Here is a 17,746-nt window from a genome sequence, read left to right as displayed (position 1 = left end):
GTGCATGCAAAAAAGACTTCCCAAATACGGGAAGTCTTTGAAAGATCTATTGAATCAACGAATGCTTAAATGCATAAATAACCGCCTGCGTGCGGTCCTGGACATTGAGTTTGCTTAAAATGTTGCTGACGTGCGTTTTGACCGTTTTCAAAGCGATAAAAAGTTCGTCAGCAATTTCCTGATTGGTCTTGCCCTGGGCCATCAAAAGCAAAATTTCCAGTTCGCGGCTGGTTAGGTCCTCATGGGGCAGGTGCTGGCTTTTTTGGCGCATTTTCACCATCATTTTTCCGGTTACTTCCGGCTCAAGAACGGTTTGGCCCTGGTAAGTGGCACGAACAGCATTAGCGATTTCACTCGCTTTTGAGGTTTTCAACATATAGCTCGTTGCCCCAGCCTCCAACGCAGGGTATACTTTTTCATCATCCAAGAAGCTGGTCACGATAATGATCCTGGCTTCCGGCCACTGTTCGATAATTTGCCGTGTGGCTTCAATTCCGTCCATTTCCTTCATGACCAAATCCATTAAAATGATATCCGGGCGCAGCTGCAACGCCAGCTCCACTCCAGTTTTTCCATTATCCGCCTCACCTACAACCTCAATATCAGGCTGGGCTGAAAGATAAGCGGACACCCCAATTCTCACCATTTCATGATCATCGACAAAGACTACTCTAATCATCCGCACCCTCTCCATTACTCATCACCGGGACCTTCACTTCTAGTCTCGTCCCTTTATTTTTCATACTGATAACCTTTAAGGAACCGCCAACTTCCAGCGCCCGCTCATGCATATTCTGCATGCCATAAGAGCCGGCCTTCGCAGATTCAATCTCAAAACCAATTCCATCATCGACCACCCTCATGATAATCAGATGGTCTCGCTTAATTAACAGCACATCAAGTTTTTTCGCCTTCGCATGGCGCAATGTATTGGAAACCGATTCCTGAAGAATCCGGAAAAGATGATCCTCAACACCCTTATCAAGCGGAAACTCCTCTACCTTCCACTGAATATCCATCGATACCTTTTGCCTTAATTCGAGCAGCAGCTCCTCAATTCCTTCCTGGAGTGATTTGTTCTTTAAGGCAATCGGACGCAGATGGAGAAGGAGTGCCCGCATCTCAAGCTGGGATTGATGAATCATTTCCTCCACCATTTTTAACTGTTTTGACTCAAAGGATTCCGCGGATACTTCCCTCGTCTCATTGATGGCTGACATCATCATCGAGGCTGCAAATAGCTGCTGGCTGACGGAGTCGTGCAGTTCTCGTGCTAACCGATTCCGCTCCTGTTCAATTATTTCCTGAATGCGCGCTTCTTGGTCCTCCACCTTTTCAGTGGCGAGACGCTGTGAAAGCTTTGCCTGTTCCGCCAGCTGTTTGCCGATTTTTTCAATTCGGCCGGCAATCGCCTGCATTTCTGCCACTGGCTGCTTGCCGGTTACATCCGTATGCCTTCCCTCCTCCAATTGATGGAGGGAGTGTTCAATACTGTGAAACTGCCTTCTCCAAAAAAGACCCGTCACAGCACCCAGCAGAATCCCGCCAGCAATACTGAAAGCGGGAACAAAAATGGCAATCGGAATATCCATGAAATTTCTCGTCCATAATTCCGACCAGTCTTTCAAAGGAAAAACTATCGTAAAAACGGCAGTAATCATAATCGCCAAACCTAAGGCAAAACTGATACTCCACATAATCTGACGGCCTGTTGCACTCATATCCGGCTCACCTCTAAATTCCCGACGATGAGCGAAGTAAAGATTTTTACCTTGTGCTCGGCCTCTTCATAACCCGGTGTTTTTAATTGAAAAATCTGGTTAAACATTTTTGCTTCATGATGATCAAATACCGTTGAGGAACCGACCAGGCAGGAATGCTGGACACTGACGTCCACCTCATACGGAACGAGAATCTGCACATTCCCAATCAGGTTTCGGATCAATATGACCGTTTCCCCTTTTGGCAGCATCGTATAGCTAAGGTCAATGATTGTGTCTCCGATGCCGGCCTGGATATTGATATCATTCCATTCATAGACACCGACCGGCGTTTTTTGCTGGCCCAACAAGATATTCTCAAATAGTGGCTTTTTTTGAATGAACATTTCTTCTTTAGACGTTTTTTCCGTTTCGATAATTTGCAGATCAATCTTATTGGGATTCTTTTTCGAGGTTATAAATTGTATAAAAAAGTGCAGTAAGATTGCTAATAGAAAAAATTTAAAAGTCATCATGTTTAAGACGCTGATGACAAAGAAAATGATTCCGCCGATGAAAAGCAGTTTGCCAAGCTTTTTACCAGACCTTTTACGGCCCAAATAAACCATACCGCCTGCGATAAATAAAGAGAAAATGAGCCCGCTGTTGAAAAATAATATTTCTAAAAGCAATATGACCATACCGACAAGCATCAGCCAGCCTAGATAGTCATTTTTTACATTTTTAAACATCGGTTCACCTCTCCTCTTGTTTTATGTATAGTCAAAAGGCGTAGGACCCTACGCCTTCTTTCATAAGAATACCATGTTTTGGTTAAGAAATGGACTTGCTTTCTTCCAATTTTATGTTTTTTTCTAGTTCGGCAACCCTTGCGTCAATCGTGCTGCGGTAATAAGAGCTGTTCACCTTGTGCTCAAGGCCATCAAGATAGTTCTCAATTTCCTTGAAACGGGAGAAAGCTTTATCTGAATAGGTATTGGAGTCTAACACCTGATTCATGCGCTGGTTAGCACGCGTGACGTTCTCACGACCCATCAGTTCCATCCGGCGAAGCTGCATGTCTTTCAGCTTATGCTTCATTTCTTCATATTTTCTTTCCAATTCCCCAAGCTGACCTTTTACCTGGTCAAGTGAGGCACTTAGGCGCTCGACACGGGCAGCATATTGCTGGAATTCGCTTTGAGCAAATTGATATAACTCTTCTTCTCCGGCTTTCGCAGCCACTTCTGCTTGATACTTTCTTTTCGCGGCCATTTCCGAAGCCTGATGGAGTTCTTTTGTAAATTCATCCCGCAGGCGGTACTGGCGCTCGACCAGTTTTCTTACCTTTTCAGTTTCCTGCTCGCTTTCACGAAGATATTGATTTAGCAGGGCAATCGGGTTTTTGTTTTCCTTTTGATCAAGTGCCTCATGTAAATCGGCTAAAACAGTGTTTTTAATTCTTGTAAATAAGTTGGTCATGATCATACTCTCCTTTGATATTAGTTTTTGGTTAGATCGTTCCATTGTTTTTCAAAATTAACAAATGGATCGGATTCTTCCTTAAACTTGATGGTTTTGTTTTGATTCCATTTTTTGTAGATGATATATAGCACATATGCTGCGACGGCACCGATGATGGCAGGTACATTATGGAAAGCTGCCATCAGGACGATGAATCCGATAATCCCAAGACCTATTTTTGCCCAGATGGAATCTGCTTTTAAAAATTGCTTTGCTACGAAGTAAAGAAGCACCAGGCTGACCACTAATCCTACCATTGGACCGATAGTGGAAAGTAACACCACTGCGGCGATACCCCCCGCAACCAATAAACCAAACTTTTTCATTTTGTTGTTCACTCCCTTTCTATATCTTGATTTCATCTTACCTTTTTCTCATGGTTTCCATAATTGCGCTAGAGCTTGATTTTTAGATAGGTCTCGAGTCTTAGAAAGGGGTCGGCCCGAAGAACATAAAAAGGGTCAGTTTCTTTTGAAACCGACCCTTCTTCCATGTTATTTAGATATAAACATTTGCACCCAATAATGCCCGTATGAACCGCCCTTTGCGTAACCAACACCGATATAAGTGTTAGGGCTTAAAATGTTGGCGCGGTGCCCAGAGCTGTTCATCCATGACTGTACCACAGATGCCGGTGTTGTCTGCCCTGCAGCAATATTTTCGGCTGCGCTGCGATAGGAAATTCCAAAACTCTTCATCATTGTAAACGGACTGCCATAGGTAGGACTTGTATGGCTAAAATAACCCTTGTCCCGCATATCCATCGCCTTATAGCGGGCAACCCGTGACAGCTCCCAATCCGCGGTCATCGGCTTTAAGCCATTTTTCGCACGCTCCTGATTGGTCAATTGAATCACTTGGTTCTCAATCGATTTTACCCCGCCTAAGTCCGGTATCGTTACCTTTTGGCCAGGATAGATGAGAGCCGGATTTTTAAACTGGGGATTGGCAGAGATAATTTCCGAAAGACCTACCTGATACCTGACTGAAATTTTCCAAAGCGAGTCTCCCGGCTGAACCGTATAGATCTGCTGGGCAAAAGACACGCTTGGGATACAAAATAGAGCTAGCAAAAACAAGAAACTAAACCATAGAGATTTTTTCATTTTACACCTCCTCCGAATATAGAATTTTGATTTCAGGCTCAAAATATACAGGGAAGGATAAATATAATTTAAAGCCGATGCTGCGAGGCTTGTGGAGGACTAAAAACGAGTGAAAGACATTTCCTGGATGACTTATATTATGTTAATTTTGGCGAGCTATCGTTTTACCCATTTAATTGTTTTTGATAAAATTACCGAATCGATTCGCAGGCCATTTATGAAAAAAGTAGAGGTAAAAACGGAGAACGGGGAGGTACATACCAAAGAGGTCCCAAAATCCCTGTTTGGTTACTTATTAAAGTGTTATTGGTGTGCCGGTGTCTGGAGTGCGATTATTCTGGGAGGCGCCTATTTGATTTTCCCCAAAATAACTTTAGTTTTTATTTTTATTTTTTCCATTGCCGGAGGCCAATCCATTATTGAGACATTTGTCGGCGTCAATATTAAAAAAGTTGATTATTATTCAGAGCTAAAGAAAAAGGATAATTAGCAAGATTATTTCCCCTTGCGCATATATTTTTAAAAAGATTTTAAGGGGGAATATTGTGGGTGTCTGGTGGGTTACGACAATTGGCGTGGTGATTTGTCTTGGTCTTGCAGGTGGTGTATTGGTTCACTTTTTAAGAAGTGCCTTAGATATCGAAGACTCGACCCGTATAGATAAAAACGACAGCAATAACGAAACCCAATTTACAGACAAGTCTTAAATGGTGATATTCTCACGGACCCTGTTTACGCAGGGTTCTTTTTTATTTAGCTTACATTGATTTTTCATTTTAGGAAAAATTAAACAAGAGATTATTTTGGTAATGGAGGGTATTTATGAGTTCTAATAAAATTCCAAGATTCCCGAAGCCTTATTGGCGGGAAATCGAATTGCCTTCTTTTGAAGCCTTAAATGAAGATTTGTCTGTTGATGTGGCTGTGGTCGGCGCTGGAATAACCGGTATCACCGCCGCCTATTTATTGACACAGGAAGGGCTGAAGGTGGCAATTTTGGAGGCCGGCACTGTGCTAAACGGCACAACAGGGCATACAACCGCTAAATTAACGGCACAGCATGACATTATTTATGATGAATTGATTAGTCATTTTGGGGAGGAAAAGGCCCGACAGTATTACGAATCGACCTCTTCGGCTATTGAGTTCGTCGAACGGCTCGTAAATGAAAAAGGAATTGACTGTGATTTCAGCAAAGAAGATGCCTATGTGTATGCCACTACAGAGCAGTCGAAAAAGAAGCTAGGAACCGAATCTGAGGCCTACCAGCGCTTGGGGATTCCTGGCACGTTAAAGGATACAATTCCTTTCAATATTCAGGTAACAGGAGCTTTGGCCATGCATAACCAGGCCCAGTATCACCCGTTGAAATTTTTGCGGGCACTTTTGGATGAAGCTGTGAAGGCCGGATGTCAGGTTTATGAACATACGACGGCTTGGGATATTGAGGATGCGGAAGGTTCCCAGCCTGTGGTGGTCACCAAAGGCGGCAATCGTGTATCGTGCAAGCATGTGATCATGGCTTCGCATTTTCCTTTTTACGATAAACCGGGGCTATATTTTGCAAGAATGTATGCGAGCAGATCCTACGCCATTGGAATCAAGCCAGCTAAAGAGTATCCCGGCGGCATGTATATCAGCGCCGACGATCCGCCCCGCTCCATCCGTTATACGCCTATAGATGGGGAAAAGTTGATTATTGTGGGCGGCGAGAAGCATAAAACTGGCCAGGGCGAAGACACGATGAAGCATTTTGAAGCTTTGGAGGCATTTGCTGAAGAGGTATTTGGGATTAAGGAATATGCCTACCGCTGGTCCGCGCAGGATTTGATCACCTTGGACAAGGTTCCATATATCGGCCCGATTACGGAAGACCGGTTGAATGTTTTGCTGGCGACCGGCTTTAAGAAATGGGGCATGACGACAGGTATTTTTGCCGGTCACCTGCTCCGGGACTATGTATTGGACCGGGACAATCCTTATAAAGACCTGTATTCCCCGCACCGGTTCCAGGCAGACCCTGAATTAAAAAATGTCATTACGACGAACTTGGATGTGGCCAAACACCTTATTAAAGGGAAAATTGAATTTGTTCCGAAGGATGCCGATGAATTGGTTGCTGGCGAGGGCTGTTCCGTCATGTTTAACGGGAAAAGGGCCGGCGGCTACAAGGATGATAATGGCAAGCTTTTTGTAGTAGACACAACCTGCACCCATCTCGGCTGCGAATGTGAGTGGAACCATGCCGAAAAGACTTGGGACTGCCCATGCCACGGTTCCCGCTATTCCTTTAAAGGCGAGGTGATTGAAGGTCCGGCCAAGGAAGGGTTGGAATTGCTGTCGGAAGGGTGAAATTAGGTCGAAGAGGTGCGGATTAGGACCTGGGTTGTGGATAACGACCTTTGTTGACCAATACTGAAAGGACACCTAGTTGGATATCTACAAATTATTAGCGGTTATCTACAATTTTTTATGGATATCTACAAATTATTAGCGGTTATCTACAAAAATTCAAAGATATCTACAATTTTTCAGTGGATATCTGCAATTCGACCTTTCTCCTAAAAAAACGCCTCCCAGTCGCTCAAGGGAGGCGTTTTTATCTCATTTATCTAGGGTTCCCGTGCGGACGGTTCCGTTTTAAAGCTTCGCCAGTTTCAAATTCAACCAATTCAGAGCTTGTTTTCATGGCTTTCTTGCGGTTGTTATTACGCTGGGCATTCGCGTTGCCAAGTTTCGTTCTACCCACACTAATCAGCTCCTTTTTTAAAAAGTCATTGATAGTATGAGTGAAAACAAAATGACTTATTCTAAACTTAAAACAGGCGCGTTTCTTAATTTTGTCAGCTGTTCAAAAGCATATGCCGCCTCAATTAAAACCGGTTCGCTGTAGGCGGTTCCGGCAAACGTGATCCCCACCGGCTCACCACTAACAGTAAACCCGGCCGGCACAGCGATGGATGGATAGCCAGCTTTGGCGCTGATGTGCGACCCTTCATCGCCTGGAAAAACAATCGCATCCAACCGATATTTTTCCAAAGCATAATCAATTCCTTGCTCTGTCGAATGATATAAGTCGAATTCCAACGCATCCACATAAGCAGAATCTGTTAAAGATCCGCTTGTCTGTTCAGACTCCAGCAGCACTGCCTGGCCATATTTCAGCATTCTCTCTTCATCCGCATGGTTAAACGCAATCAAGTCACGCAAGCTGCGAACTGTAATAGATGGATGTAAACCGTTCAAATAGGCATTCAGGTCTGGCTTAAATTCATAGGTTAACACATCATATTTCCATTCCGCTTTGGCGCAAGGAATTTCAATTTTCTCCACCACTTCCGCACCAGACGATTTCAAAGCCTCTATTGCTGCCTGTAAGACGTCCTGCTTTTCCTTTGTTAACAGCTCAAGAAACCCATCAACAGCGATGCCAATCCTTTTACCTGCCAAACCGTCCTTAAGAAGACTTTTTGAAAAATCTACCCCAGCCAGCGGATTCGTCAGCGTAATTGGGTCTGCCTCATCTCTGCCGCATAAGGCGCCCAGGAGAATCGCAGCATCTTCGACCGTTCTTGCCATCGGTCCTGCCGTATCCTGAGTATGGGCAATTGGAATAATCCCGCGCAGGCTAATCAAACCGACTGTCGGTTTAATGCCGACTAGCGAATTCTGACAGGAAGGATTTAAAATCGACCCAGAAGTTTCCGTCCCAACCGCGGCTGCCGCGAAATTGGCAGCCACTGCTGCACCCGAGCCCGAACTGGACCCGCCGACATCAAATTTACCTGGGCCATATGGATTTAATACCTGACCGCCGCGCGAGCTATAGCCGCTTTTCATTCCATACGCCATGAAATTGGCCCATTCCGTCATATTTGTTTTTCCAAGAATAACCGCACCGGCTTTGCGTAATTGCTCGGCTACATAGGAGTCCTTCAAGGCAATTGAATCCTTTAAAGCTAGCGACCCTGCACTGGTATGCATTTTGTCATGAGTGTCAATATTGTCCTTTATTAAAATCGGAACGCCATGCAGCGGACTGCGCGGCCCTTTCACTTTTCGTTCTACATCAAGTGCTTCCGCTATCTGTAAGGCATCTGGATTTATTTCCAGAACCGAATGAATCTCCTTATCATAAACTGAAATCCGTTTTAAATATAACAGGACCAATTCCTTGGATGTAAGCTCGCCGCTTTCTAATTTTTCTTGAATTTCACTAATGGTGACTTCCTCAAGCCATTCTTCAAAAAACTTTTTTAATTTTGGACTTTGCATCACGTTTCCCCTCCAATTTCACCTCTTATTATTCAAGAAAGTTACCTAAAATCCTTTTCCATTATGAAAAAAAGGCTGTGGAAAATCCACAACCCTCTAACGCCGCAGCGTCTGCTGCTCCGCCACGATTTGCCCTCTATAGAAAATTCTTTTTTCAACCGACACTTTTAATTCCCGGCCATACTGTTTTAATTCCCGCTCTTCCCGGTCTGTTACCAGTGAGATGACCATGCCATCCGCTCCCATCCTTCCGGTTCTGCCGGCGCGGTGGATATACTGGGTAATATCTTTTGGCATGTCAATCTGGACAACATGAGTGACTCCCTGAATATCAAGCCCTCTTGCCGCCACATCAGTCGCAATCAGCATTTTCAGTTTTCCATCGCGGAAAGCCTTCAAAACCGCCTGACGGTCCAGCTTTTTCATTTCACTATGTAATATTCCAACTGAAAGTTCTTTAAAATCGAATTTTTCCTTCAGCACCTCGAGTTCACCAATATCATTGATAAAGGCAAGCGACTTGCTGCCTTCAAGGCGGGCTATTTTTTCAAGCAATTTGATTTTGTCACGGCGTTCGCTGACAAAATAAACATGCTCAACCTCTCCACTGGCTGAAGCCAAATCATTCCGGGAAACTCGTAAAAATTCCGGCTCATTTGCTAATTCCTTAGCAGTCTTTTCGACCGCAGGCTTCAGTGTCGCAGAAAACAACACGACTTGCCGGTCGGCCATCGTTGATTTCACAATAGTTTGCACTGAACCCAAATGCTCATGAATAAGCAGCTGGTCGCCTTCGTCCAAAACAATCATTTTGACTTCGTGCATTTTCACTTTTTTCTGCTTAATCAATTCGAGCAGCCGTCCTGGTGTGGCAAAGATGACATGCGGACGCTTTTTTAATTTTTCAAGCTGGCGTTTCAGGTTGGCCCCGCCAATAATCGATGTGCCCCTGATGCCGCTGCCTTCCGACCACTTCTGGAATTCTTGAAAAATCTGCATCACCAGCTCCTGGGAGGAAGCCAGTACAACCGCTTGAAGGGACTGCGCATCAGCATCTATTTGATTAAGCAATGGCAGTAAATAGGCTAGAGTTTTCCCGGTTCCCGTGGGCGATTCGGCAATCACATCTTTTCCCTCTAGAATTAACGGAACAGCCTGTTCTTGGACAGCCGTTGCAGTTTGAAATCCAGACTTTTCCCATGCCTCTTGTAAAAATGGCTTTAAATTATTTAACATGTTGTACTCCCTTTTCTAAATCATTTATCATGTTGTATTTGATACTAACGTAATTAGTTGCAAGTGTCTAGTTGGCAAAGGTTAGGCTGAGGTATTGAGATAGAGGAGAATCCATACCATATGGAAAATTAGCACAGAAAAATAAAGAACACAGGCGGAAATTAAAAGGGTGCGAACCCTTCCCTTTAAGGGATTAAGATAATATAAACCAATTAACAAAAGGGGAAGGAAAACTTTAATCAGGTAAAAATACTCCCAGCCTTTTTCAATTACCGCCTTTATCAGAGGATTTCCCTCTTCCACGACTCCTAAAGATATTCCGAAATGTGTCAAAAGCGCATCCAACGCCCCTGCTCCCAACAAGAAAAGGCAAAGTCTCACATTAGCCCCCCTTTCACTATACAGTCTTTCTACAAAGCAATATGCCGATACGTGATATATATAAAGATAAAGATAAATTTATTATAACAGGTAAACGAACATTATGTTCTTAAAATAGAACAATGTATCAAAAAAATGTATTGATAGATATCACTACAAGCAAATTAGAAACCAGATAAAATGGAATTAATAATGGTCGATTAAGGAGTGGAATTAGAATGTGCTGTGAACATGGCTGCTCACATGAAGCTTCATGTCTCATGTCTGTACCTGTTTTTAAAGGGTTGAATGAGGAAGATCGGCAAATTTTGCAAAAGGTAACAAGGAGCCGCTCCTTCAGTAAAGGGGAATTCATTTTTCGCAATGGAGAACAATCTGAAGCCTTATTTGTAGTTAATGAAGGATTGATTAAATTAACTAAAATGTCTGCGGAAGGAAAGGAACAAATCGTCCGTTTGCTGTTCCCGGGGGATTTTTTCGGGCTGTTTTCCTTATTGAAAAATGATAAGCATTATGTAAATGCGGAAGCTGCCGGGCCCCTTACTGTCATTTGTTACATTGATAAAAAGGATTTTCTGAAAACAATGGAAAGTAATGCGGATTTGTCCTATCGCTTTTTGCTTGCCCTAAATGACCGGCTTTTTGAAGCCGATGAATCTATGGGACAATTAAGTCTGATGGAAGTGGAACAGCGTCTGGCCAGAGCCTTGATTCTATTACATGATAAACAGCGGGCTGCAGGCGGGGCATTTACGCTTCCCATCACAAAAAAGGATTTAGCGAGTTATATAGGCACAACTCCAGAATCGGTCAGCCGTAAGCTTTTGGCGTTTGCGAAGCAAAAGCTGATTGCGCTGGACGGTCCAAGGCAACTTCAGATTCTGGAGCTGGAACAACTTAAGAAAATTGCCGAAATCTCTTAAGTTTGACGGACATGAGGCGGACATGCATCGGTTCAAGCTCATTCACAATGACATTCATCCCCAAGGACTGCAAATTAGCAATAAGCGGTTCCGCCCGAAATGGCAGATGAATCTCAAAAATAGTTCCAATGGGGGCTGCTTTAATAAAATTTAATATTTCTCGACGTGGATGTTCCCCCTTAGCAATTCGTTCCCGGACATCCATGACCGCTTTCTTATCAACTATCTCAAACATAATTCGTGCTCTCCCTTATATTGATTTAATTAATTGAAATCAGTATATCGTTTTCTTTGACTTGCCGAATTGATTCAAATCAAGGTCAACAAATTTTTTTAAAAAACTAATAAGTAAATAGAACACAGACTGATTATTTGACATGTTTGTGAACAATGCTTTCAAAATAATATTCATGGGAAGAAAAATGATAGAATGAACAATAAGGATGTTAACAATATAATGGAGTTGAAAATAATGATAAAGAAAATCTCCTTCATGGTATCCATGTTGTTTTTTCTATTAGGAACGAATGTATTTGCACACTCCCATTTGGAAGATTCCTCTCCGAAAAATGGCGAGGTGGTAACACAGGAACTTAAAGATATTACCCTTACCTTTGAAACTAAATTAGAACAAACCAGCAGCTTTTCATTGAAAAATCAAAACGGTACGGAAATCCCTCTGACACAGGTTACTGTTGATGGCAATAAATTAGTGGGAACGCCAACGGATAAATTAGAAAACGGCGGATATACTGTACATTGGAAGATTATCGGAATTGACGGCCATTTATTAGAAGGCGATATTCCATTTACGGTGCAGCTCCCTGAGATTCAAAAAGCTGCTGCTTCAACAGAAGGCACTTCTACTGAGCAGGCATCAACAGAAAAGGCAGACAAAACTGCCGATACTGCAGCAAAAGAACAGAAAGCTAAGAGTGCCGCTGTTATGGCTAAGAATGTTGAAACAGACCAACCGACCTTTAAAAACTATGTGATCCCTGCCTCAGTCGGCCTTTTAATTGTCGTCGGTGCGGGAAGCTATTGGTTACTCTATAGAAGGAAGCGTGCTTAATGTTCATAGCAAATGTCCTTAGTGAAGCCTTACTTTATTTGTGCTTTTCCATATTGTTAGGAAGTTTTATTGTACAGCTTGTTCCGGAAAAGGCACGCCCTCAAATAAAAATTCCAAAAGGTATACTGCTGACAGCAACTCTCGGAGTTGCTTTTCTTTCGTTTGTTCCGGTTTTAAAAATCATTCTTTATTTGTATAAGGACCTAGGGGTAGGTATGACCATTAAATCCGTGCTCCTCAACTTTGAGGTTGGGAAGTCTTGGGTTCGTACTGCTGTGATCAGCTTTATTCTGTTGATTTTTTTAATACCTATCCGCCTTGAGAAAAAGCGAATCTTTTCCTTTATAGGGCTTATCTTTACCATCATTTTAATAAATGTGAGAGGCTCAGCGAGTCATGCCAGCTCCATTGCCGGATGGCAGGGTTATTTCACCCATTCGACCCATTTTCTTGCCGTTTGCACATGGATAGGAATTCTCGTAACGGTCGGCTGGTTTTCAAAAAATCATGATAATTGGCAGCGGTTCTTAAAGTGGTTTACCCCGGTGGCCGTCAGTTGTTTAGTCCTGATTGCCCTGACAGGATTTGACTTAATGAGCTATACGATGAATGAAGGGGACTATGTCAATTCGTGGTCTTTATCTTGGGGACAGGCATTACTGCTTAAACATTTAGCCATTGCCCCGCTTTTGGCCTTTGCTTTTATTAACAGCATCCTGATTCGAAAAAAACTATCAAGTGACGCGGCATTTAATCCGCTTCCTTGGGTGAGACTTGAAAGTGTTGTCGTGTTACTTATCTTTTCAATGACAGGGGCACTTGGCCAGGAATCGCCGCCGCATAATATCCAATCAACGCTTTCCGAGTCTGGTTACTCACCGCTCTTTACCTTTTTTCATGATGGCAAGGTTACATTTCCGCTGTATTTTTCACCAGGTCCCATGTCAGTTGGGCTTTTCATATTAGCATTCATTTTTTTGGGAATGATCGTCTTAACCTTTACCAAAAAAGCGCCAAAAATGATGTCCATTATCATGAGTATTCTATTTATCCTTGCTGGATATTTAGCTTTAATGCTGGCTGTTTAATAGCCAAAATAAAATGAGCGTGAACCGCTGAATGTGGTTCACGCTTTTTTTTAATGGCCGCCGCTTCGCTCATGGCTTACTGATAAGCCAACTGCCGCCTCATTAGCGGCAATCCGCATATCCATAAAGCTTTCCTCCGCGTAGGCATGTTCGATAACGTCCTTATATTTTTTCTGAATTTCCGGCAGGCGGACCTTTAAAGACGGGGTCAGTTCACCATCATCAACTGTCCACTCCTTACCAATAATGACAACCTTTTTTGGCTGTTCATACTTGGCAAACTTTTTCGTGAATTTGGCCACTTCCTTCAATAACAAGTGCTGCACTTCCGGCTCTCTTAACAGCTGCTCGATATTTCCGGAAAGCCCTTTCTTTTCTGCCCATGGCAAAAGATTCTCCAGGCTTGGGGTGATTAAGGTAATGACATACTTTTTGTCCTGGCCAACAAGAACTGCATTAGATATATAAATACTTTGAGTCATCGCATTTTCAACTGGCTGCGGGGCGACATTCTTTCCCGTCGTCAGGACAATAATCCGCTTTTTCCGGTCGACAATTTTTAAATAGCCTTGCTCATCGATACTGCCGATGTCCCCGGTTTTAAACCAGCCATCTTCGAATACCTCTGCGGTCGCTTCTTCATTCTTGTAATAACCCTTCATAACACTTGGACCTTTGACCAATACCTCACCATCCGGAGCAATTTTAATCTCCAAATTCGGAAGCGGTTTGCCAACAGTCCCTACCTTGGAACGGACCATCGGATTTGTACAGACGACAGGCGCCGTTTCCGTCAGACCGTAGCCTTCAAGTGCCGGAATATCGACAGCCCAGAAGAACTTGCCGATTTCTGGATTTAAAGCACCTCCTCCAGAAATAAGCCCTCTTACTCTGCCGCCAAGCTTAGCTTTAACCTTTTTGTAGACAAGGGCATTGGCAATCTTCCAGCTGCGCTTGATTTCTTTAGGCAGGAAGCCTTCTTTCATGAAATCATCAAAGCTTTTGCTTAAATAATGCTCGTATTTTTTCAAACCCACTCCAATTGCCCATTTAAATATTTTCTTCCGTAATGGTGTACCGGATTCGACCATTCTCTGGGCAGTTGCATAGACTCGTTCAAACAGGAGCGGTACGCTGACTAACACAGTTGGCCTGACCTCCAAAAGGTTTTCTTGAACCTTTTCGATTCCTTCAGCATAAGCGATGGTTGAACCGACTGATAATGGCATAAATTGCCCGGCCATCCGCTCAAACACGTGCGATAGCGGCAAATGGGAAAGCATCACATCGGATGGTCTTGCTTCAAGCAGCCAGAATTGAACTCCTTCGATGTTAGCCAGTATATTGCCGTGTGACAGCATTGCTCCTTTCGGGTTGCCTGTTGTTCCTGACGTGTGGATAATCGTGGCGAGGTCGTCCCTGGTCAATTCATCCCAAATTGATTCCCAATTATCTAACGGGTTTACAGAACCAAGTTGGGCCAAATACTGCAGTGATAGAAGGGTGTCTGTTTCGGTGAAGTTCATAGGTGTGAAGATAAGCGCCGTTTTCATGGGAAAGCTCCCATTTTGAGGCACCTTTTTTAAATAGTTTTCATCTTGGACAAAAATAAAGGTGCAATCGGCATTATTTAATATATACTCGACCTGATCATTTGGAAGCGTTGAGTGGATGGGCACGCTGACAGCCCCTAGACTTAAAATGGCCAAATCAGCTACCGGCCAGTAGGGGTTATTTTCTGATAATATCGCAATCTTATCATTTCGTTTTACACCAAGATGGGCAAGGCCTGCTGCCACCTGTTTCACTTTTTCCCAAAAGGTAAAATAGCTGATTCCATGCCATTTCCCATTCTGCTTCCATAAAAATGCATCCTTATCAGCGTAACGGCGGGCAGTGCGGGCAACGACTTCCACTAGATTATTCGCCTTCATTGGCAGCCTCCTATCAAATTTAGATTTTAAAGAAAACCCGGTAAATTACCGGGCCGCTTATCTTACAAACTGTCTTTTACGTTATATTGGCGAAGAATGCTTTCAATCTTTAAGGCCTTACCCATATCCCCTTTAATTTTCAGCTTGCCGGTCATGAATGCCATCGTGCCGTTTAATTTGCCGAGCATGAATTGGTGGAAACTTTTCAAAGACATAATCAAAGTACAGTCTGCTGGTGTTTCAGAGCCTTCCTTAACCGCTGACTTGCCATCCTTGAATTGAAGCTGGTATGTGCCGCCATCATCACCGGTTATGTCAAATTGATAGGTTGCTTGGAAGCCTTCAATCGGACCGGAATTCCCATTTAATGTTTCCTCAATTTTTTTCATTAAATCTGCTAAAGAATATTCTTCAATTGTTTTTGACATGATTAATCCCTCCTAAAATAGATATAAAGTATTAGCGGTCCGGAAGCATTATTGGTATCATATTCTTCTCCGCCCAGAAGGTTCTGTTCTGTTCTGTGTCAAAGCAGTCTTTACATACCATCGTTATATTTAAAAGAAAATGATCCGCTTTGCCTCCTTTGTATGGGTAGTGCTGAATTTTCAGATATTTCCATGATACCAATACGTACTCGTATTGTACAACTGAAAATTTTCGATGCTTTTCGACATTTCTCCTACGGATATGTTGTTTTCCTCTGTATTCAGGCAAGAATGCCAAAAAAAAGCACCCGTTAATTGGTTAAATTAACGAATGCTGCGATTACTATTCGATTGAGAAGCCGGGCTAAATCATCATAATGGTAAGGACTGTCATCCTTTCCTTTATAATTTTGTACGACTACTTCATTTATAGCTCCAATCATGGCCTGGGATACTATATGCAGTTCTGTCTCGGAAGCAGTTTCCGGAAGGTAGCCTCGGACCGTTTGAAACATCAGCTGCGCAAATCGGCGGTGAGCCTCACTTCTGGCCATCTCGACGTCTTGGGAAACACCGACTGACTCCACCAGCATTAAATTCGCCACTTTTACATCAGTAAAACAAATCTCGATATAGCGGCGGATACCGACGTACGCCTTATAAGCTGTCCGGGTTTCTTTTTCAATGGCCAGGTTTACCTCTTGAAGTATTTCGGTTGCCACCACGTCAAAGAGGCTGGCCAATAATTCTTCCTTGCTGTTGAAATGCTGGTAAAAGGTTGTTTTTGAGACTCTTGCCATCTCGACAATATCAAGAACTGAGGTGTTTTTATACCCCTCATTAGTAAAAAGAACTAGTGAGGAATAAAGGATTTTTTCCTTCGCTTCCTTTGGCATTTCCGTAACAAAAAGCATCAATAAATCAGTCCAATCTATTTAATACCTGTTCATATGAGTTGTCTTAATTTTAAAAGATATTTTTCTATTTAACAAGAAACAGTTTTTCAAAAAAGACGGGCCTTTTAGTGGCCAACATAGTTCGCATCCGGAATCAATTGCTGCCATTCTTTATAGGTAATAATCGTATCCCAGTGGCCGGTTAGTTTTGCGACTACGACAACTATGAAAAACAATGCAAGAAAGCCAACAGGAATGAACCATTTATTTACCTTTTTGTTCACTACCGTCATGTTCAATGTATCTTTAATTGGGCAAGCCTCCACACAGGACATGCAGGCATTGCAATTTGGCGAAGCGACAACCTTTTTGGTATGAACTTTGATTCTTTGCGGACAAACCTTTGTACACATTTCACAGTTCGTACAGGTATCTTCATTACGGCGCACCTTTGTAATTCTGAACAGGGAGCCAAGGCCGATCATTGCGCCATATGGGCACAGGAAGCGGCACCAGAAGTTTCTGAAGAATAAGGACAGGACAAAAATAACTAAGATGACCTTCAAAGCAAAACCGCCGATGTTTAAAAAGAACAGCAGCATTTTTACATCAGAAATTTTATTATACGGTTCATCTAAAAATGCCTTTGCCTCAAACGTCGGCATCGCAAGAATCATACTGATGAAAAAGTACAGAAGTAAATATTTTAACGGAGTTAAAATCCAAGTCAGCCAAGTTGGTATCTCAAAATTCTTTTTAAAAAGCTTTCGTCCAAACCAAGCAGTTATTTCACTGACGGTTCCAACCGGACAGAACCAGCTGCAAAACGATTTGCGAAAGATAAGCCCCGAACCGATAAAAAAGGCAAATAAGACAAGTCCGGCCGGGTGAATCATATCAAATTCGCCGCTTGTCAGCCAAACCTTCAACGCTACCAAGGCACTGATTGGAAGAAACCCCTCGACTGCCGATGGACGCTCAACAAAAGGCTTTTCCCCAAGCGTTTCAAAGTGCATATAAAACTGATAGAATCTTAGTCCAACGTATAACAAAAATAACAGGAAAATAGCTTGAACAGCATATCGAGTTATTTGAACAGGCTTTCGTTTCACCTGTTTCCTATACCAGGCTTTTGACTTCATAAAGTTCCCTCCGTTCCTCATATCTTAACTATAAGGAACAG

At 42.9% G+C, this 17,746-nt stretch carries 21 protein-coding genes; 6 read left to right on the top strand and 15 right to left on the bottom strand.

From position 1 onward, the window contains the following. Positions 1 to 46: 46 nt before the first annotated feature. From V5M37_RS05575 to safA, 6 genes are all read right to left on the bottom strand, one after another. Positions 47 to 679, bottom strand: a complete 633-nt coding sequence (locus V5M37_RS05575; protein ID WP_213146556.1) for a response regulator — start codon at positions 677 to 679, stop codon at positions 47 to 49. Further along, positions 672 to 1,721 carry a sensor histidine kinase gene (locus V5M37_RS05570; RefSeq protein WP_423801141.1) on the bottom strand — a complete coding sequence of 350 codons (1,050 nt, stop codon included), beginning with the start codon at positions 1,719 to 1,721 and terminating at the stop codon, positions 672 to 674. Before V5M37_RS05570 ends, V5M37_RS05575 begins: the two co-directional genes overlap by 8 nt. Continuing rightward, complete coding sequence (gene liaF / locus V5M37_RS05565; RefSeq protein ID WP_423801140.1) at positions 1,718 to 2,452, bottom strand: cell wall-active antibiotics response protein LiaF; 735 nt, start codon at positions 2,450 to 2,452, stop codon at positions 1,718 to 1,720. Before liaF ends, V5M37_RS05570 begins: the two co-directional genes overlap by 4 nt. A gap of 82 nt (positions 2,453 to 2,534) precedes the next feature. Then, a complete protein-coding gene (locus V5M37_RS05560) occupies positions 2,535 to 3,182 on the bottom strand; it encodes a PspA/IM30 family protein (RefSeq protein WP_423801139.1) in 648 nt (215 codons plus the stop codon). Positions 3,183 to 3,202: 20 nt separating this feature from the next. After that, entirely contained in the window at positions 3,203 to 3,550 is a 348-nt protein-coding gene (locus V5M37_RS05555) for a flagellar basal body rod protein (protein ID WP_423801138.1), read from the bottom strand. Between the two features lie 168 nt (positions 3,551 to 3,718). Beyond that, entirely contained in the window at positions 3,719 to 4,330 is a 612-nt protein-coding gene (gene safA / locus V5M37_RS05550; protein ID WP_423801137.1) for a SafA/ExsA family spore coat assembly protein, read from the bottom strand. 109 nt (positions 4,331 to 4,439) lie between these two features. Here safA and V5M37_RS05545 point away from each other — a divergent pair, with 109 nt between their 5' ends. From V5M37_RS05545 to V5M37_RS05535, 3 genes are all read left to right on the top strand, one after another. Next, on the top strand, positions 4,440 to 4,820 hold the full coding sequence (locus V5M37_RS05545; protein ID WP_284037307.1) for a DUF1360 domain-containing protein: 381 nt from the start codon (positions 4,440 to 4,442) through the stop codon (positions 4,818 to 4,820). 55 nt (positions 4,821 to 4,875) lie between these two features. Then, complete coding sequence (locus V5M37_RS05540; protein ID WP_423801136.1) at positions 4,876 to 5,037, top strand: hypothetical protein; 162 nt, start codon at positions 4,876 to 4,878, stop codon at positions 5,035 to 5,037. A gap of 115 nt (positions 5,038 to 5,152) precedes the next feature. Beyond that, positions 5,153 to 6,682: an FAD-dependent oxidoreductase gene (locus tag V5M37_RS05535; protein WP_423801135.1), complete on the top strand. Its 1,530-nt coding sequence runs from the start codon at positions 5,153 to 5,155 to the stop codon at positions 6,680 to 6,682. A gap of 256 nt (positions 6,683 to 6,938) precedes the next feature. Here V5M37_RS05535 and V5M37_RS05530 read toward each other — a convergent pair whose 3' ends face one another. The 4 genes from V5M37_RS05530 to V5M37_RS05515 all read right to left on the bottom strand — a co-directional run bounded on the left by V5M37_RS05530 (position 6,939) and on the right by V5M37_RS05515 (position 10,222). Continuing rightward, positions 6,939 to 7,079, bottom strand: coding sequence for a hypothetical protein (locus V5M37_RS05530; RefSeq protein WP_172799159.1), 141 nt, complete (start codon positions 7,077 to 7,079; stop codon positions 6,939 to 6,941). A 56-nt stretch (positions 7,080 to 7,135) separates the two neighbouring features. Then, positions 7,136 to 8,605: an amidase family protein gene (locus V5M37_RS05525; protein WP_423801134.1), complete on the bottom strand. Its 1,470-nt coding sequence runs from the start codon at positions 8,603 to 8,605 to the stop codon at positions 7,136 to 7,138. 96 nt (positions 8,606 to 8,701) lie between these two features. After that, positions 8,702 to 9,841 carry a DEAD/DEAH box helicase gene (locus V5M37_RS05520; RefSeq protein ID WP_423801133.1) on the bottom strand — a complete coding sequence of 380 codons (1,140 nt, stop codon included), beginning with the start codon at positions 9,839 to 9,841 and terminating at the stop codon, positions 8,702 to 8,704. An 81-nt stretch (positions 9,842 to 9,922) separates the two neighbouring features. After that, complete coding sequence (locus V5M37_RS05515) at positions 9,923 to 10,222, bottom strand: DUF5658 family protein (RefSeq protein WP_423801132.1); 300 nt, start codon at positions 10,220 to 10,222, stop codon at positions 9,923 to 9,925. Between the two features lie 218 nt (positions 10,223 to 10,440). On the opposite strand from V5M37_RS05515, the gene V5M37_RS05510 reads away from it, so the two are divergent. Then, positions 10,441 to 11,145 (top strand): Crp/Fnr family transcriptional regulator, encoded by a 705-nt coding sequence (locus V5M37_RS05510; RefSeq protein ID WP_423801131.1) that lies wholly within the window; start codon positions 10,441 to 10,443, stop codon positions 11,143 to 11,145. On the opposite strand, the gene V5M37_RS05505 is transcribed toward V5M37_RS05510, so the two are convergent. Further along, entirely contained in the window at positions 11,120 to 11,380 is a 261-nt protein-coding gene (locus tag V5M37_RS05505; protein ID WP_423801130.1) for an amino acid decarboxylase, read from the bottom strand. The genes V5M37_RS05510 and V5M37_RS05505 overlap by 26 nt on opposite strands. A 237-nt stretch (positions 11,381 to 11,617) precedes the next feature. On the opposite strand from V5M37_RS05505, the gene V5M37_RS05500 reads away from it, so the two are divergent. Both V5M37_RS05500 and V5M37_RS05495 read left to right on the top strand, forming a co-directional pair. Further along, the gene (locus V5M37_RS05500) at positions 11,618 to 12,217 is read left to right on the top strand and encodes a copper resistance CopC family protein (protein ID WP_423801129.1); all 600 of its coding nucleotides are present in this window, start codon (positions 11,618 to 11,620) and stop codon (positions 12,215 to 12,217) included. Then, complete coding sequence (locus V5M37_RS05495; protein WP_423801128.1) at positions 12,217 to 13,305, top strand: copper resistance D family protein; 1,089 nt, start codon at positions 12,217 to 12,219, stop codon at positions 13,303 to 13,305. The genes V5M37_RS05500 and V5M37_RS05495 overlap by 1 nt, the downstream gene beginning before the upstream one ends. Before the next feature lie 50 nt (positions 13,306 to 13,355). On the opposite strand, the gene V5M37_RS05490 is transcribed toward V5M37_RS05495, so the two are convergent. From V5M37_RS05490 to V5M37_RS05475, 4 genes are all read right to left on the bottom strand, one after another. Next, complete coding sequence (locus V5M37_RS05490) at positions 13,356 to 15,239, bottom strand: AMP-dependent synthetase/ligase (RefSeq protein WP_423801127.1); 1,884 nt, start codon at positions 15,237 to 15,239, stop codon at positions 13,356 to 13,358. 62 nt (positions 15,240 to 15,301) lie between these two features. Continuing rightward, entirely contained in the window at positions 15,302 to 15,667 is a 366-nt protein-coding gene (locus V5M37_RS05485) for an SCP2 sterol-binding domain-containing protein (protein WP_423801126.1), read from the bottom strand. A gap of 311 nt (positions 15,668 to 15,978) precedes the next feature. Further along, positions 15,979 to 16,581: a TetR/AcrR family transcriptional regulator gene (locus V5M37_RS05480; protein ID WP_423801125.1), complete on the bottom strand. Its 603-nt coding sequence runs from the start codon at positions 16,579 to 16,581 to the stop codon at positions 15,979 to 15,981. Positions 16,582 to 16,688: 107 nt separating this feature from the next. Further along, complete coding sequence (locus tag V5M37_RS05475) at positions 16,689 to 17,705, bottom strand: 4Fe-4S binding protein (protein ID WP_423801124.1); 1,017 nt, start codon at positions 17,703 to 17,705, stop codon at positions 16,689 to 16,691. Positions 17,706 to 17,746: the final 41 nt, after the last annotated feature.

This window comes from Neobacillus sp. SAB-20_R2A, assembly GCF_049568635.1.
Taxonomy (GTDB): domain Bacteria; phylum Bacillota; class Bacilli; order Bacillales; family Cytobacillaceae; genus Neobacillus; species Neobacillus citreus.
This window is presented reverse-complemented; position numbering and strand designations above follow the sequence as displayed.

Excerpts from the sequence above, each read along its gene's own strand:
- V5M37_RS05570 (WP_423801141.1), bottom strand. The coding sequence starts at position 1,721 with ATGAGTGCAACAGGCCGTCAGATTATGTGGAGTATCAGTTTTGCCTTA.
- V5M37_RS05480 (WP_423801125.1), bottom strand. The coding sequence starts at position 16,581 with ATGCTTTTTGTTACGGAAATGCCAAAGGAAGCGAAGGAAAAAATCCTT.
- V5M37_RS05535 (WP_423801135.1), top strand. The coding sequence starts at position 5,153 with ATGAGTTCTAATAAAATTCCAAGATTCCCGAAGCCTTATTGGCGGGAA.
- safA (WP_423801137.1), bottom strand. The coding sequence starts at position 4,330 with ATGAAAAAATCTCTATGGTTTAGTTTCTTGTTTTTGCTAGCTCTATTT.
- V5M37_RS05510 (WP_423801131.1), top strand. The coding sequence starts at position 10,441 with ATGTGCTGTGAACATGGCTGCTCACATGAAGCTTCATGTCTCATGTCT.
- V5M37_RS05520 (WP_423801133.1), bottom strand. The coding sequence starts at position 9,841 with ATGTTAAATAATTTAAAGCCATTTTTACAAGAGGCATGGGAAAAGTCT.
- V5M37_RS05555 (WP_423801138.1), bottom strand. The coding sequence starts at position 3,550 with ATGAAAAAGTTTGGTTTATTGGTTGCGGGGGGTATCGCCGCAGTGGTG.
- V5M37_RS05575 (WP_213146556.1), bottom strand. The coding sequence starts at position 679 with ATGATTAGAGTAGTCTTTGTCGATGATCATGAAATGGTGAGAATTGGG.
- V5M37_RS05475 (WP_423801124.1), bottom strand. The coding sequence starts at position 17,705 with ATGAAGTCAAAAGCCTGGTATAGGAAACAGGTGAAACGAAAGCCTGTT.
- V5M37_RS05560 (WP_423801139.1), bottom strand. The coding sequence starts at position 3,182 with ATGACCAACTTATTTACAAGAATTAAAAACACTGTTTTAGCCGATTTA.
- V5M37_RS05495 (WP_423801128.1), top strand. The coding sequence starts at position 12,217 with ATGTTCATAGCAAATGTCCTTAGTGAAGCCTTACTTTATTTGTGCTTT.
- V5M37_RS05525 (WP_423801134.1), bottom strand. The coding sequence starts at position 8,605 with ATGCAAAGTCCAAAATTAAAAAAGTTTTTTGAAGAATGGCTTGAGGAA.
- V5M37_RS05490 (WP_423801127.1), bottom strand. The coding sequence starts at position 15,239 with ATGAAGGCGAATAATCTAGTGGAAGTCGTTGCCCGCACTGCCCGCCGT.
- liaF (WP_423801140.1), bottom strand. The coding sequence starts at position 2,452 with ATGTTTAAAAATGTAAAAAATGACTATCTAGGCTGGCTGATGCTTGTC.
- V5M37_RS05500 (WP_423801129.1), top strand. The coding sequence starts at position 11,618 with ATGATAAAGAAAATCTCCTTCATGGTATCCATGTTGTTTTTTCTATTA.
- V5M37_RS05485 (WP_423801126.1), bottom strand. The coding sequence starts at position 15,667 with ATGTCAAAAACAATTGAAGAATATTCTTTAGCAGATTTAATGAAAAAA.
- V5M37_RS05505 (WP_423801130.1), bottom strand. The coding sequence starts at position 11,380 with ATGTTTGAGATAGTTGATAAGAAAGCGGTCATGGATGTCCGGGAACGA.